Source organism: Methylobacterium sp. CM6257, from assembly GCF_054611515.1.
In genome coordinates this window covers 43,671-58,742 of sequence record NZ_CM137735.1, presented here as the reverse complement: position 1 = coordinate 58,742, position 15,072 = coordinate 43,671, and the positions used below count along the sequence as shown (strand labels likewise).

The 15,072-nt window shown below is 62.8% G+C and carries 10 protein-coding genes; 4 read left to right on the top strand and 6 right to left on the bottom strand.

The window, feature by feature from the left end; translation table 11 throughout:
• Positions 1–617 precede the first annotated feature (617 nt).
• Complete coding sequence (locus ACYCO6_RS00260; protein WP_459768363.1) at positions 618–821, bottom strand: hypothetical protein; 204 nt, start codon at positions 819–821, stop codon at positions 618–620.
• A gap of 693 nt (positions 822–1,514) precedes the next feature.
• Complete coding sequence (locus tag ACYCO6_RS00255) at positions 1,515–2,933, bottom strand: GH1 family beta-glucosidase (protein ID WP_459768362.1); 1,419 nt, start codon at positions 2,931–2,933, stop codon at positions 1,515–1,517.
• Between the two features lie 400 nt (positions 2,934–3,333).
• On the opposite strand from ACYCO6_RS00255, the gene ACYCO6_RS00250 reads away from it, so the two are divergent.
• Positions 3,334–5,472 (top strand): carboxypeptidase-like regulatory domain-containing protein, encoded by a 2,139-nt coding sequence (locus ACYCO6_RS00250; RefSeq protein WP_459768361.1) that lies wholly within the window; start codon positions 3,334–3,336, stop codon positions 5,470–5,472.
• 336 nt (positions 5,473–5,808) lie between these two features.
• Here the strand turns inward: ACYCO6_RS00250 and ACYCO6_RS00245 are convergent, their stop codons facing one another.
• Complete coding sequence (locus ACYCO6_RS00245) at positions 5,809–6,060, bottom strand: hypothetical protein (protein ID WP_459768360.1); 252 nt, start codon at positions 6,058–6,060, stop codon at positions 5,809–5,811.
• 1,039 nt (positions 6,061–7,099) lie between these two features.
• Complete coding sequence (locus ACYCO6_RS00240; RefSeq protein ID WP_459768359.1) at positions 7,100–7,753, bottom strand: DUF938 domain-containing protein; 654 nt, start codon at positions 7,751–7,753, stop codon at positions 7,100–7,102.
• Positions 7,754–8,311: 558 nt separating this feature from the next.
• On the opposite strand from ACYCO6_RS00240, the gene ACYCO6_RS00235 reads away from it, so the two are divergent.
• Both ACYCO6_RS00235 and ACYCO6_RS00230 read left to right on the top strand, forming a co-directional pair.
• Complete coding sequence (locus tag ACYCO6_RS00235; protein WP_459773381.1) at positions 8,312–8,644, top strand: class I SAM-dependent methyltransferase; 333 nt, start codon at positions 8,312–8,314, stop codon at positions 8,642–8,644.
• A 552-nt stretch (positions 8,645–9,196) separates the two neighbouring features.
• Entirely contained in the window at positions 9,197–10,021 is an 825-nt protein-coding gene (locus ACYCO6_RS00230; RefSeq protein ID WP_459768358.1) for an IS5 family transposase, read from the top strand.
• A 127-nt stretch (positions 10,022–10,148) separates the two neighbouring features.
• Here ACYCO6_RS00230 and tnpC read toward each other — a convergent pair whose 3' ends face one another.
• Entirely contained in the window at positions 10,149–11,429 is a 1,281-nt protein-coding gene (gene tnpC, locus ACYCO6_RS00225; protein ID WP_459768357.1) for an IS66 family transposase, read from the bottom strand.
• Between the two features lie 172 nt (positions 11,430–11,601).
• Entirely contained in the window at positions 11,602–13,077 is a 1,476-nt protein-coding gene (ltrA, locus tag ACYCO6_RS00220; RefSeq protein WP_459762819.1) for a group II intron reverse transcriptase/maturase, read from the bottom strand.
• 479 nt (positions 13,078–13,556) lie between these two features.
• Between ltrA and ACYCO6_RS00215 the strand changes: the two genes are divergently transcribed.
• The gene (locus ACYCO6_RS00215) at positions 13,557–14,885 is read left to right on the top strand and encodes an MFS transporter (RefSeq protein WP_459768356.1); all 1,329 of its coding nucleotides are present in this window, start codon (positions 13,557–13,559) and stop codon (positions 14,883–14,885) included.
• Positions 14,886–15,072: the final 187 nt, after the last annotated feature.

Here is a 15,072-nt window from a genome sequence, read left to right as displayed (position 1 = left end):
CGGGACGTGGGCGAACCATTCCGCCTAGGCTGTTGCACCCTGAGATCCTCAGCGGTCTATCGAGTGCGCTTCACACATCGGAAGGTTCATCCTGCGAAGCTCCATCATGCGGCGGCTCATGCCGACCGCGAAGACGACCGTGCTCCCGGCAAACGACAGCCCGACAAACCAAAAAGGACTTGCTTTATGCGAGGCGATTAGACGACAGCCTCAGTCGCAACCGGTCCTTGAGGCTGCGGCAGCTAAATGTCGGCTCCCGGCGCGACTCAGATCCACAAGCTGACTTGCTGCAACGTCCGCTTCGGAGAAGCAGCGAGAGGCGGATGAGCGGCCGAGATGGGCGCGAAGCCGAACGTCCGGTCCTGCAAGCGGCGGCGATCCGGCGTGGCGTAGCTTGGCCGGAAACGGCCTATCCGTTTCCGGGCAAAAGCAGGGGGAAAGCAGTCGTTCGCGCGTCCCCAGGAGTTGCCCTCGCCGTCATGCAGCCGGGGCCACGCCGCTCCGCTGCATGAATCGGTTATTCGTCCAACGCGCCGTCCAGCAGGGACTCGGGCACGGCGGATTTCCGAGGGAGACCGCGACCAGGCGCGGCAACGGGCTCCTCGGCGTTCGCTCGCTCAACCAGCCTGCGCGTGGCGGTAGAAAAGAAACCCGGCTGCGCAGTAGCAAAGAACCAAGAGCGCTGCTCCGCCGAGCGGCACGTAGGTTGGCGCATCCTCTAAGGCGGAAAGAATGAGTCCTCCCAAAAGCGCTAATCCGCCAGCAAAGATTAGGCTGACGATTTTCCACTCCAAGCGATCAGGCTCGTGCGGGTGATCCATCCCTCGGTCTCCTATCTCAGCAAGCTTTGCAGATGTTCTTCGGCTGCTCAGGCAGCCATCTTCCGGCAGGTCGCTTCGCCGGCGCGACACGCCTGGACACAGGCGTCCATGTTGCCCACGGCCTCGCAGTCCACGAACTCGGAGCGCGCTGCTCGATGGTGGTCGTGATAGGGGTCGGCCCGGTTTGCCGGGCTGGCCCCAGCTAGGCGACGTCAGTAGCCATAGCCGTAGGGTCGGCCGTAGCCGTAGCCGTGATGACGGTAGGCGTGGGAGGCGAGGGCCCCAGCCGCAAGGCCGCCGACGACGCCGGCCGCGATGGCACCCTTACCGCGAGCCTAGGCAGGCGCCCTCATGAGAGTTCCGAGCCCGAGCAAGGCGGCTGCAGCGAAGGTGACGATCTTGGTCGAGATGCTCACGGCTCTGCTCCGTTCAGGTTCATTGCGCGGAAGCTTTCACGGGACGATATTAAGTCGTTCCGTGGTACTTTCGCTGGCCCACGAGGGTCCGGTGTTTGCGTTCCCGCCAATACGCTGGAGGCCGGATTTCGGTTCCGCGGGATTATTGCGGGGTCAGCCTGGGCCAGCGTCGGCTGCCCGGGGACGACGAACAGGAAACGCGACGCCTTCCCGCCTCACGGCAGACCGGTCGGAATCCGCTTCGACGTGCGAAAGCGTGTTTCTCGAGTGCCCTTTATTATACGACAGCGTTTCTGCGAATCACTTCCTTGTACCAAGTCGCACTGAGCTTCGGGATCCGTTCCTGAGTCGAGAAGTCGACGTAAATAATGCCGAAGCGCTTGCTATAGCCATCAGCCCATTCAAAATTGTCCATCAGGCTCCAGAGAAAATATCCCTTCAACGGGTATCCATCTGCTGCTGCGCGACGGAACTGGCTGAGGTAGTTGCGGAGGTACATGATCCGGTCTGCATCGTCGATACGGCCGTTAATGACTGGATCGTCGGCGGAAGCTCCGTTCTCCGAGATGTAGAGAGCTTTGGGTTGCCACAGCTCACTGACTAGGCGCACGCCCCAGTAGGCGACCTCTGGACCCACCACAAGCCAGGGCGAGGCCATGCGTGGTGACGAGGAGATGTGTGGGATCGTTGCATAACCTTTTGGTCCCGCATCGGCGCGCACCCATTTCGGGACGTAGATGTTGAGAGCGACGAAGTCGAGCGAGCTGCCGATAGCGGCCATGTCGCCCGCCTCGATCTTGGGTGCGTTCGCACCCTGCTCCGCAAGATACTCGTCGATATACCGGCCTTCCATAATCGCCGTGAGAAACATCGCATTCTTTTCCCGCGTCGCTTTCTTTGCGGCCGCAATGTGCTCGGGCGTTTCGATGGCTGGTACATAAAAGGCGGTGTTATCCGCGATTCCTACTTTTGTGCCGACCTCGGTGTAAGCTCGGATTGCCTGGACACCGAGACCGTGAGCCAATATACCATGATGACGCACTTGGTTTACTTCCATCGGGCCCAGTCGTAGCCCTGGCGCGTGCGTACCCTCACGGTGGCCAAGATCAGTGAAGCAAGCGAGTTCGTTCACTGACATGAAGTCGTTAACACGGCCCGAGAGCTTACCAGCCATGAAGCCAGCGTAATCGGCGAAGGCATAAGCTGTATCGCGGTTTTGCCATCCTCCCGGCAACGCCTTCGGCAGATCCCAATGGAACATTGTGACGTACGGGCGAATGCCAGCTTCAAGCAAACCGTCGATGACCCGGTTGTAGTGGTCGATCCCCTTCTGGTTGGGTTGGCCACGGCCATTCGGAAAGATGCGCGCCCAAGCGATCGACATTCGGTAGTTTTTGATGCCTAACGCTTTTAAATGGGCCGTGTCCTCCGCGTAGCGATGATAGCTGTCGCAGGCGATGTCGCCGGTATCGTTGTTGGCAACCCTGCCCGCCGTGTGTGAGAACACATCCCAGTTGGTGAGGCCACGCCCATCCTCCTTCACGGCGCCCTCGATCTGATAAGCCGCGGTCGCGCAGCCCCATCTAAAGTCCGGTGGGAACGAGAGATTGATCGGCTCTGCCATAGCTTGCCACGATTGAACCGTCGCCCCTGCGCCAAGTGCTAGCCCGCTCCGCAGAAGTTCCCGACGGTTCATAGCCCCTCCTTGCCCTCGGCGAAGACAGCTCAACGATGATTGGGGCTTCGCGTGAACGGACCGGTATTTTGGACCGGGCTGATTGGAGGCTACTGCATGGTGGCGGCCATGGGTAGCTGGAAGGCCGGATCCGGCCCCATGACGGGCGCGGGCGGCCAGTAGCCCGAGGACGAGTACGCCCGGACGCACATCAACCACGCGGAAGCGAATTGGAACCAACCAGGAACGGGCGCCTTCCCGATTCACACACGTTGGATGACTTTTCTGCCTCTTTCAATGCGGCGTTGAGGCCGACGGTGACACGCCCTACGAGGCAACGGAAATGCGTGGAAACTGGCGGCAGTCGCCGCAGCCGAGGTGCGGCTGGCGGAGTGCGTCCGCCGGAATTCAGGAGGGTGCCGTGGTCGTTCGCACAGCTGCCGGGTTCGCGCTGCTTCTCGCCGCATGGGGCTATGCGCAAGCTGCCGGCACGGACACCGCCCCGTCTGCGATCGCCGGCACGGTTCGGAGTCCGAACGGCCCTGAGGTCGGCGTGTGGGTCATTGCCGAGACGCGGGACCTGCCCACCAAATACGCCAAGGTCGTCGTCACGGATGAGGAGGGCCGCTTCGTCCTCCCCGACCTACCCGGCGCAACCTATCAGGTCTGGGTACGCGGCTACGGCTTGGTCGATTCAGCCAGAAGAGATGCTCGGCCCGGCGAGACCCTCGCACTCACGGCAGTATCGGCCCCCTCAGAGGCCGAAGCAGCGCAGTACTATCCAGGTATGTACTGGTACTCCCTGCTCGACATCCCCCCGAAATCCGAATTTCCGGGCACGGGAGACCAGGGCAACGGCATCCCAACCACAATGGTATCCCAGGAGGCATGGGTCGATACCATCAAGAACATGTGCCAGTCCTGTCACGCGTTGGGCTCGCGCGGGGTACGGGAGATCCCGGCCTTCTTCAGGGCGCAGAACGACTCGCACACCGCTTGGGCGCTGCGCACGCAGGCCGGTCAGGCCATGGAGTACATGGCTGTCGCTCTGGGCAGCCTCGGCCCCGAGAAGGCTTACGCCATGTTCGCCGACTGGACCGACCGCATCGCTGCGGGCGAGCTACCGTTCGCCAAGCCCGAGCGTCCGCAGGGCGTCGAGCGCAACCTCGTCGTCACGATGTGGGACTGGGCGTCGCCGAAGCACTACCAGCACGATGCGATCTCGACCGACAAGCGTGATCCCCGGATCAATGCCAACGGACTGATCTGGGGCTCGCCGGAAGAGAGCACGGATCTCGTGCCGACACTCGATCCGGTCCGCAACGTGGCCGGCGAGGTGAGGCACCCTTACCTCGACCCGAACACACCCTCATCGCTTGATGCCGCCCGGGGCCCCTCCGCCTACTGGGGCGAGGAGCCGATCTGGGACGGGCACACGAGCATTCACAATGTGATGATGGATGGCACTGGGAAGGTGTGGTTCACAGCCCGGCTGAGGCCGCCGGAGAACCCGGGCTTCTGTCAAACCCACCCGTCCGCGGCAGTGGCACCGCTCAAGCAGTCAGCCCGCCAGCTCTCGATGTACGACCCTGCCACGGAGCACTGGGAGTTGATCGACACCTGCTTCACCACACACCACCTCTACTTCGGGCATGATCGGGACGACACCCTCTGGACCAGCGCTGGCGGTCCGGCGAGCGGCGTGGTGGGATGGCTGAACACGCGCCTGTTCCTGGAGACGCACGACGCCGCCAGGGCGCAGGGCTGGACCCCGATCGTTGTCGACACCAACGGCAACGGCCGGCGCGACGACTTCGTGGCGGCCGATCAACCTGTCGATCCGACCAAAGACAAGCGGGTGATGGCGGCCTTCTATGGCATTATGCCAAGCCCAGTCGACGATACGGTCTGGGGCCAGTCGATGGACCGTGGCTTCTCGCGCATCGATCAACCCGGCTACATAATCCGCCTCAACCCCGGGACCGACCCGGCGCGCACTGCGCTGGCCGAGATTTATCGCCCGCCCAAGGGCAGCTTTGGTCCACGCGGGCTCGATATCGGCCTCGACGGTGTGGTGTGGACCGCGTTGTCGAGCGGGCATCTTGCCAGCTTCGATCGCACCAAGTGCAAGGGCCCCCTCAACGGCCCGGAAGCGGCGGAGGGCGGCCTCTGTCCGGAGGGCTGGCGCCTTTACCGTTTTCCGGGCCCGCAGTTTCGGGATCTTGATCCCTCCGGCAGCGCCGAGCACGCCTACTACGTCTGGGTCGATCGCTACAACGTACTCGGGCTCGGCGCGAACGTGCCGATCGCTTCGGCCAACGGCGGCGAGCGGCTGCTGGCTCTTGTGAATGGGGGGTTCGTGAGTCTTCGGATCCCGTACCCGCTGGGCTTCTTTACCAAGAACGTGGACGGCAGGGTCGACGACTCAGTGGCCGGCTGGAAGGGACGCGGCCTGTGGACGACCTCCGGCACGCGGGCGAACTTTCACGGCGAGGGCGGCACTGACGCCTCGCCCAAGGTGTTCCGGCTGCAGGTGCGTCCTGATCCGCTCGCCCAATGACGCTGGCGCCGAGGACGTGGTGTCGGGGCCGAGTTGCTGCGCGTCGGCTCCCGCTCCGATCGCTCGCCAACGCATTTGGACGGGGGAGTGATTGTATCTGCACTACGAGCCCGACGTACCCGTTTTCCGCGCCGCTTCGGCGGAGGCTGGGCATTGGACTACCTTCAACCAGGGCTGGGTCGGAGCGTTGGTGGTTGCTCCTTATCCACCTGGGAGGAAGGCAGCACGCCTATTTTCGCCCCCCGCGAGCGACCTTGCTCGTTCCGCCGTTCCGCGCGTTATCCGAGCACTTCTACGGGCTTCGGGTACTGAGAAATTTGCACGTACTGCAGGTGGTCAGGCGTGATTTTCGGTTCTCAGGAGATCAGCGAGAGCCCTTTGTTCCTCTAGAAAGAACTCATGCATCGAGCTGTAGAAGCGATGCATCGAGCGGTACGCCTCAAAGACAGAGTCGACCGTCTCGCCTTGGGATAGCTTCAGGTAAATGTCCGCTTTTCGCTCAGCTATCTTAGCGCCGTCTCTGCACTCGGCCAGGGCCTTCTGGATCTGCGGCGGCCTGTTCCCGTTCACGTCGAGGTTCTCTGGCATTGAAAGCCTCTCCCTGTCAGGGAGCAGCTACTTTGGCGGCCCCACGTTGTTGTTCTTCGGTCGCTCGCTCGCCGAGCGGCCGATTGGCATATGGTATACCAGAAACTGCCGCGCAGGGCTATGGGGTTGGTCTCTGCATCGCAGGCGAAAGCACTAACCCACTGCGCACCCGGTTCTCAGAAGCCGCTCGAGACCTGCGTCATCATCGCGTTGGCCGGCATCATCCTCACCGGATCCGTCCTCTCAGGCTCTACCGATACGTAGAGACAAAGGGTCGATCTACAGCGGTCATCGGTCGGGCGGGCAGCGGGGAGGAACGACATGCGTGATACCGGCAGGCGCCCTAATTTGCAGTTGACGGCGCTGAAGATGCAGCCGACCGTTTATACGGCTAAGGTATATGCTTCGAATCAGCCGAGACACACTGCGGCAATCGACTAACTGGTCGTTTAAGCCCAAGCTTTATGCAGGATGCGGCGGTTTGCTCCGCGTCTGAGCCGGGATTCGGGCATAGCACACACCTGCGCGAGCATGTATAATGCCTACACTCATCAATGACGAGAGAACCATATGCTGAACCGGCTCGCGCAGGTAGCTGTGCTCACCGTGTGCGTAATTCTGAGCATGCCTGTACACCCCTTCTGATTGCCCCGCGCATGCCCGCCTCAACCGCAGACATGCGCTTTTCTTTTTCAGCCTCGGCCTCGGGTGGGTTTGCGCCCATCAATCAGCAAAGGCGCTCCGAGGGTACAGGTTGGACAAGGGATGGGGTCGGTACTTACATACGATCTGTACCCACGAAGCTGCGTTCGCCCGGCGTCGGCGATGTGGAGGCGGGCCGGCTTCTCGCACCCAGATTGCAACCACGGCCTATCAGCGTGAGCTCCTGTTACCGTTGGCCACGATCTCTGGGCGTCAGCGGCTGAGAGACCGTCGTGCCCCCGCCTGAATGGACGAGGAGCGCCCGTCAGGTCCAAGCTTGCCATCTATTCGGCGATCCTGACCGCCCGAGCACGTGACGGACTATCTGTGAACGACCTCAGGGGCTGGCGTGACCAGCACGTCGACAGACCAAGCTGAAGTTGTTGGCTCGCATCGGGATGCATTCGACAAGGCTCAAGTCATGCGCCACGGCCACACTGGAGACCGCTTCCAGATCCCGCACACCCCAAGCCGGGTTGCGCGCCCTCAGGTCCTCATCAAAGGCCGCATTGCTTGAAGCTGTATGCCCTCCCGCCACTCTGAACTGGCCATAGAGGTACAGCAGGCCGCCGTCGGATATGGTGCGCCCAGCTCCCGCCATGAGCCCCTCTGAGGCTGACCAGGGTGCGATGTGAGCCATGTTGATGGCGAGCACCGCATCAGCACGAACTATCGGCCATGGCCACACGCCGACGTCGAGTGAAACAGGCGGCAGGATGTTCGGCAATCCGGAGGCTTTCGCGTGCGCGGCGACGCTTCTCAGTGCCCCGGTATCAACATCGCTCGGCTGCCATCGCAGATCGGGGAGTGCGGTCGCGAAATGCACAGCGTGCTCACCTGACCCGCTGGCGACCTCCAAAATCGAGCCAGTGGGCGGCAGCAAGCGACGCAGGACATCTAAAATCACATCCTTGTTCCGAGCCACAGCCGGTGCGAACAAAGCATCGCCGGTTGAGGCGCTCTGGCCCAGGACTGAATCCCACTCCAGCATGGCGCACCTCACGATGGGCATGGTCTCTCACGGGGTAAACCGGGCGGAGATCGGGGCCAAGAAGGGGGTTAGCCAACCTGCGGGGCGAGCCTCCGCCCACCAAGGCACACTCCAACAGATGTACCGGCGCTCGCGAGGCGAAAGCGTAGTTCACTCCTACGCGAAGTACCGTAAAATTTACGCTTCAATTCGTCGAACCACTTCAATGGAGCCGTCTTGCGACGATATGCAAAATTTTAACGAAACAAATTCCGCAAAAACGGCCGCATTTGGAACAATCCGGTTCAGCGCGTCCGCCAATTCGGCATGATTGAGATCAGAGACGGGGCTCTGCGGAACGTGTATTGTCGATTGAGGCGACCTTCCTACCTGGAGATACTCGCAATGACCAGGGAAGTCGTGAATTTTGCTGAAGAGAAGGGAACCCTCCTGATCACATTGTATACAAAGGGTTAGGAGGGCAAGCTGCCAGACACACTCCTCAAGGATCATTTTGCAGCCGAAGCAAGGACTCACATATGATATCCATTCAACAAACTCAATGTCGGGAGCTTTGGCATAATCGGCCTCACCTCTCGCGCAAACCTCCTGGACGGATGGTGCACTCGCTTAATCGATGAGCATCCAGATGTGACAGTGCTACATCTCGGGGGCGGCCTCGATAGCCGCGTATTCAGGCTAAATCCACTAAGCAAAATCAAATGGTTTGACGTCGAATATCCCGAAGTCGCCGACTTGAGGCGGCGTCTCTATCCGGAGCGCGACGGGTGCAGAATCATTGGAACATCGGCCATACATCCGGGATGGCTACACAATATCCCACAAGATCGCTCGGCGCTCATAGTCGCAGAAAGTCTACTGCCGTACCTTTCACCAGGAGAAGCATCGTAGTTGCTCACCGTTCTGACTGAACATTTCCGGAGTGGAAAAATTATATTCGATGGCTACAGCAGGCCCGGTCTGTGTATTCTGAGCAGGTTGCCTTCGATACGCGCGACAAGGGCAAAATTCCGCAGCATTATCGACGATCCGAAGGAGATTGATGCTCAGGTTTCAGGCCTGACACTTACAGAACATCGAACAGATTATGATGCCGCGCAAATTGCTCAACTCGCCTCACCGGCGCGTCAGATCGTCCAGCTAATGCAGCCGGCTCCCGCATTCCGCGGACTCGGACGCGTATTACGGTACAGGTTTTGACTCATTTATGGGACCGGTCTCAGCCTGAGACTACTGCTTGGAGGCTTTCTTCGGCGGGCGCCGATTACCGCACTCGGCTCTCCAGAAAAGCAAGCCTTACAATTTCGAGCTTCAAAAACCTCCGGTGACATCTATCATCAACAAGCGCACTCTCCGCGACTAAATGGAAGGCAGCCATGGCTCTGAGAGCCTGTTTGACCTCGGTTTGAGTTGGCGCGTTGACCTTTTGGGGAGGATCAGCCGATGTGGACCGAGGTAGATCGCGAGACCTACAAAGCCGATGGTCGGCGCCACCCGAGTGATCTCACTGACGCGGAACGGGCGACGATCGCCCCGCTTCTGTCGGGCTACGATCCGCTGACGGCGGACCTGCGCGAGATGGTCAACGCCTGTCTGTACCTTGAGAAGACCGGCTGTCCCTGGCGCTACCCGCCGACCGATTTCGGTCCGCGCCCGACGGTGCGCACTTGGTCCGATCGGTTCCGGGCGGACGGACTGTGGTCGGAGATGGCTGGGCTGCTGACGCGGGCCGTGCGGCAGAAGCGCGGGCGCAGGCCCGAGCCGTCCACGGGCCTTCTCGACTCGCAGAGCGTTGCGTGCGGGCCGCAGGCGGGCGAGCGCGGCACCGATGGCGGCAAGAAGGTCCGTGGGATCAAACGCCATGTCCTGACCTGCTCGCTCGGCTTCGTGCTGGCCAGCCTGGTCACGGCGGCCAACGTGCACGACACGAAGGCGGCTGGCTGGCTGCTGGACCGGGCGGCGCAGGCCGGCTGGCAGCTGGAGCGGATCAAGGTCGACGGCATCTATACCGGTGCGCGCATGAGCGAGGCCGCCGCACGCCATGGCCTGGACGTCCAGGTCACAACCCGTGAGCGCGACGCCAAGGGCTTTACGCCCCTGCCGCTGCGCTGGCGCATCGAGGCGACCTTTGGCACGATGACCAACCGCTACCGCCGCCTCACCCGAAATCTGGAACACAGTCCGACCGCGGCTGAAGATGCCATCGATATCACAAACTGCCACGGGCTTCTGCGCGCCTATCACCGGATCGAAAACTACGCCGTGTAGTCAAACAGGCTCTGAGGGCTCCCGCACGCAACTCCCCGTTGATGATGTCAATGGGACCCTCATGGCAGGTGTCATGCCTCGACTTGGTTGGCGTATCCGTAATTACCCAGGCCTGTGATGGCTGGGCTCAGGCGCCGACGGTTTTGAGGATGGCGCCGAAGGGACTGCTGCCTGTGAGGCGCGCGGTGTCGACGACGGTGCGAATGGCGGCCTCGCCCTCGGCCGCCCACATGGCCCGGTAGCCGTTGGTGACCTTCCGCTGCACGACAGCCGGACGCAGCAGCCGCTCGGAGCCGTTGTTCGTCGGCTCGACCTTTCCGGGATAGGCGAGGAAGACCAGGAGCTGATCGCGGGCGCGGCTGATCTTGGCCTGTAGGTCGCGGCTCAGATCACAGCGGCTCGACGTGGCGAGGATGGCACCCAGTTGCCGATCCAGGCTGCGGCGCTTGGCCGAGAGCGTCGCGGCGGCCAAGTCGGTGACGCGCCCGGCCAGGGCGAACACGCGCTGCAGCCAGAGTTGCAGACGCCAGGGCACGGGATCGTCGCTGGCCTCGACGACATAGGCGACGTCGCGTGCCAGATGCGCCAGGCAGGTCTGGTGCTCATCCGCATGGCCTTGCTGGGCGGTGTAGCGGTCGGAGATCCACACCGCGGGCCGATGCCCGTCCATCATCTCGTGCACCACGACAGCGCCGCGCGTCGGCGAGGCCGCGTGCACCACGGCTTGCGCCGAGTGGAACAGCCAGTGGTAGGCGGTGGAGCCCTCGATGCGCACGCCGGTCTCGTCGCAGGCGACAACCTCGGCCTTGCGCAGAGCTGCGATGGCCGCGTCACGACCCGGACGGAAGCAGCCTTGCGCGCGGCGGAGCAGGTTCATCAGACCGCCCTGGCTCAGCGTCAGACCGAACAGGTCGGAGAGCGCCGCCTGCAGCCGTTCGTAGGAGAGCGCCTGGAAGGTCTTCAGGTACGTCGCCACCGCGTGCAGCCGCGGACCGAACGGGGTGCCGCGCGCCGCCTCCGGCACCGGTGCGACGACCCGCTCTCCGCAGCTCGGACAACAAACGGCGAGGCGCTGGTGCTGCGTCACGATCGGCGCCACCGCGGGCAGCTCGATTTGCTCAGAGACGCTGACGATCTCTGCCGGAAGAGCGGCATGCAGGCTGCCGCCGCAGCGCGTGCAAGCCTCGGGACGATGCTCGACGAGCGTATCGGGATCGTCGCTCAACGCCCGGCTGTGACCCTCGTGACCGGGCTTGGCGCCGCCGGGCTTGGACTGCGCGCGCTGCTCCTTGCGATCGGTCGCGGGCGGCTTGGACGAGGTGCGCGAGGTCTTCTCTGGCCGCTGCAGCCGCAGCACCAACTCGATCAGCTCCTCGCGGCTCAGCCGTTCCAGTTCGCTGCGGCCCATCTCACGAGAGAATCAGCGAAATTGGCTCCCGGCAAGAGGCAAGCTCGTCCCGGCAAGCGGCGCAGCCGCGGGCGTTCAACCGCCGACCAATCCACCCCGTTCCCGGTAGGGACGCTCCTTTCGGAGCGCCCCCCGGACAGATCCGTACGAGCGGGATTCCCGCATACGGCTCCTACCTCGGGTGTCTGACGGCGAAGCGGACGCTGGGCCAGGGATGACGGATGCGGGGCGGTGGGAGCCAGTCGCCGACCAACCTCGCCATGCGGTCCCAGGTGAGGGCGTCCTTCTGGCTGCGCCGCCGGAGCGTGCGCCGCCAGAGGTCCCCCACCCAATGCCGGAACGCCGCGAGCGCCCGGCTGTTGGTCGGCACCGCATAGTAGGCGAAGTGACCGGTCACGACCTGCTTCAGCCACGCTCCCTGGACCGGGATCGGCTGATGCATGCGCCGCCGAAGCTCCTCCTTCAGCTCCTGGAGTTTGGCACGCCTGCGGTCGGCCCGGGTGATCCTCTTGAGGAGGTACCGTCCCTTGCGCGACCGGGCGCAGATGTGCGTGAACCCGAGGAAGTCGAAGGTCTCCGGTTTGCCCAGACCCCGGCTCGATCGGCGAGCGGCCACGTGGCGGCCGAACTCGATCAGTCGGGTCTTGTCCGGATTGAGCCTCAGGGCGAACGCCTCCAACCGCGCCTGCATCGCGTCCCGGAAGCGGCGGGCGTCGTCCTCCCGTTCGAAGCCGACGATCTGGTCGTCGGCGTAGCGCACCACGATCATCGCGCCCCGGGCCTCCCGCCGTCGCCAGCGCTCGGCCCAGAGATCGAAGGCGTAGTGCAGGTAGACGTTGCCCAGGAGCGGCGAGATCACCGATCCTTGCCCCGTCCCCCTGTCGTCGACGGTGACGATCCCGTCCTCCAGCACCCCCGCCTTCATCCATCTCTGGATCAGGCGGAGGATGCGTCGGTCGCCGATGCGGTGTTCAAGGAAGCGGATCATCCATCTCTGGTCGATCGCTCCGAAGAAGTTCTCCACGTCGGCGTCCAGGATGTGGTTCACCTTGCACTGGTCGATCGCCACCGCCAGGGCGTCGAGCGCATCGTGCGGTCCCCGTCCGGGCCGGAACCCGTAGGAGAAGCCGAGGAAGTCCTCCTCGTAGATGGCGCTTAGCACCATGGCGGTCGCGCCCTGGACGATCTTGTCCTCCAGGGCCGCGATCGCCAGCGGCCGCTGCCGCCCGTCCGCCTTCGGTATGTACGTCCGGCGGGACGGCTGCGGGCGGTAGCGTCCTCCATGGATCCGATCGTGAAGGTCCGCGAGCCGAAGCTCGATCCCCACCTCGTAGTCCTCCCACGTCACGCCATCCACGCCCGCGGCGGCCCGGCGCTTGAGCGCCAGGAACGCTGCTCGGAGCAGATCAACGTCGATGTGGTGCAGGAGCGCGGTGAACCGTTCCGTCCTCCCAAGCCTTGCTGCTTGCCGTACGCGCTCCAGCGCCTGTGTCACGCCAGCCCGGCCCTGGGTCCGGAGCGTGCTTTGCCGGTTCGCGTTCCCCTCGGTTCCCGGCCTTGGCTCCACCGGCTCCGCCCCCGGTTGCCCGAGTTTGTTCGTCGGCTTCACGGCTACTATGCCGGGATCAGACTTCTCCCGATCGTTCATCGGCGGCTACGGCTCCTCGCCTTCCCGCCACGGACCGATCCGCCACGACAGCCATCGGCCGATCGGGAGATCTCCCGGTTCCCGAACAAGGAACGTCCGCACATGCCAGGGTCTGCGACCACGCCGGGTCGGGCAGGCACTCGCGATGACGCGCCTGTCCGTGTTGCCTTCCGGCTACCCAACGCCGTCGGCACCCGGGAGATGTAACTGTCGCGGCTCGATACCTGGCCTGCACGCTCCCCTACCGACGCTTCGCCGACGGCCTCACGGACGCCCACGCACGGCTCGGGGCCGATGCGGCTCGCTACGCCTTCATCGTGACGGACTTCCACCATCTGTTCCTTGCCGGTCTCCCGGCGCTCTGGGTAATTACGCGTATCCCATGTTGTCCGCCCTTTGACGGCCGTCGGATGAACTTATGGCAAGTTCCTCGTGCCGGAACGATGACATGCAGACAATTCTACGGAGAGATTGGCGCCATGAAGAACGTTGAATATACCACCATACGCAAGGTTATGTGGCGACTGATGCCATTTCTGTTTGTTTGTTATTTTGTAGCTTACTTAGACAGAGTGAATGTCGGGTTTGCAAAACTGCAGATGAATGCGACTCTTGGCTTGTCGGAGGCGGCCTACGGCTTCGGTGCCGGGCTGTTCTTTCTCTCCTATTTCCTTCTCGAGGTGCCCTCCAACCTGGCCCTGGACCGCTTCGGTGCGCGACTGTGGATCGCCCGCATCATGCTGAGCTGGGGCGTAATTTCCGGCTTATTCGCCTTCATCCGTCCGATTGCGTCCGCGACCGGGATATCAACCGAGTGGGTGTTCTTCACTCTGCGCTTTCTACTTGGCATCGCAGAGGCGGGCTTCTTCCCCGGCATTATCTTCTACCTGACTCTGTGGTTCCCTTCGGTTTACCGCGCCCGTGTGGTCGCTCTGTTCATGCTGGCCATTCCTTTCTCCTCGATCATCGGCGCGCCGGTCTCGGGGGCGCTCTTGAATCTCACTGGGGCGGGTCTCGACGGCTGGCAATGGCTCTTCATTCTCGAGGCGGTGCCGTCGGTCCTTATGGCTCTGGGGGTCATCTTTTACCTCACGGACCGCCCTGCCCTCGCGGCGTGGCTCGCCGATGACGAGAAGGCTTGGCTTGAGGGTCGTCTCGCGGCGGAGCAGCAGCAAAAAACGAAAGCCGGGCACCTCAGCATTACCAAGGCGATGTCCGACCCACGGGTGCTCGCTTGTTCCTTCGTGTACTTCTGCCTGAACGCAGCGAGTTACGGCGTGGCGTTTTTCCTCCCAACCATCGTGAAGGGCTTCGGCGTCAGCAACTTCCAGACAGGTCTGTTATCCGCTTTGCCGTTTGTGTTCGGGGCCGTCGGCATGATCCTCCTGGGCCGCAACTCTGATCGCACGCTGAAGCGCCGAGAGCACGTCTGCTTCGCCATGATTCTGGCCGCAGCCGGCATAGCCGGAGCTGCGCTTGTCTCGGAGCCAATCCTGGTGCTTGGACTGCTCTGCTTGAGCCAGATCGGAGTTTCAGCCACACCGCCGCTGCTGTGGCCGATCCCGAGCGCTTTTCTAACCGGCAGCTCGGCTGCAGCAGGGATTGCTGCGATCAATGCGATCGGCAACCTGTCTGGTTTTGCGGGCCCCTATGCCATGGGCTACCTCAAGGACGCGACCGGTAACTTTTCGGCCGGTCTGCTTGTCTTAGCTGGATGCGCTCTTGCCGGCGGGCTGGTTGCGATGACGTTGAAGGTCAGTCGGCATTTGGAGACGGTTGAGCCGGCCCAATTGGCTCCGGCAGCATGAGGTTCGAATGTGGGCTGCTCCAACCTGGGGCAGCCCGCATCTCGTGTTTCCGACTCGGTTGTAGCTTTCCTCGTCATGTGTTTCGGGAAGGACCAGCCTGTTATCGGTGGTCCGACGGCATGCTGCGTCTGCGAGTAGGGGCGCGGAGCCATAGCTCGATGATGAGAGAGCCCCTTTGGCTCGGAAA

Excerpts from the sequence above, each read along its gene's own strand:
- ACYCO6_RS00260 (WP_459768363.1), bottom strand. The coding sequence starts at position 821 with ATGGATCACCCGCACGAGCCTGATCGCTTGGAGTGGAAAATCGTCAGC.
- ACYCO6_RS00255 (WP_459768362.1), bottom strand. The coding sequence starts at position 2,933 with ATGAACCGTCGGGAACTTCTGCGGAGCGGGCTAGCACTTGGCGCAGGG.
- ACYCO6_RS00245 (WP_459768360.1), bottom strand. The coding sequence starts at position 6,060 with ATGCCAGAGAACCTCGACGTGAACGGGAACAGGCCGCCGCAGATCCAG.
- ACYCO6_RS00240 (WP_459768359.1), bottom strand. The coding sequence starts at position 7,753 with ATGCTGGAGTGGGATTCAGTCCTGGGCCAGAGCGCCTCAACCGGCGAT.
- ACYCO6_RS00230 (WP_459768358.1), top strand. The coding sequence starts at position 9,197 with ATGTGGACCGAGGTAGATCGCGAGACCTACAAAGCCGATGGTCGGCGC.
- tnpC (WP_459768357.1), bottom strand. The coding sequence starts at position 11,429 with ATGGGCCGCAGCGAACTGGAACGGCTGAGCCGCGAGGAGCTGATCGAG.
- ltrA (WP_459762819.1), bottom strand. The coding sequence starts at position 13,077 with ATGAACGATCGGGAGAAGTCTGATCCCGGCATAGTAGCCGTGAAGCCG.
- ACYCO6_RS00215 (WP_459768356.1), top strand. The coding sequence starts at position 13,557 with ATGAAGAACGTTGAATATACCACCATACGCAAGGTTATGTGGCGACTG.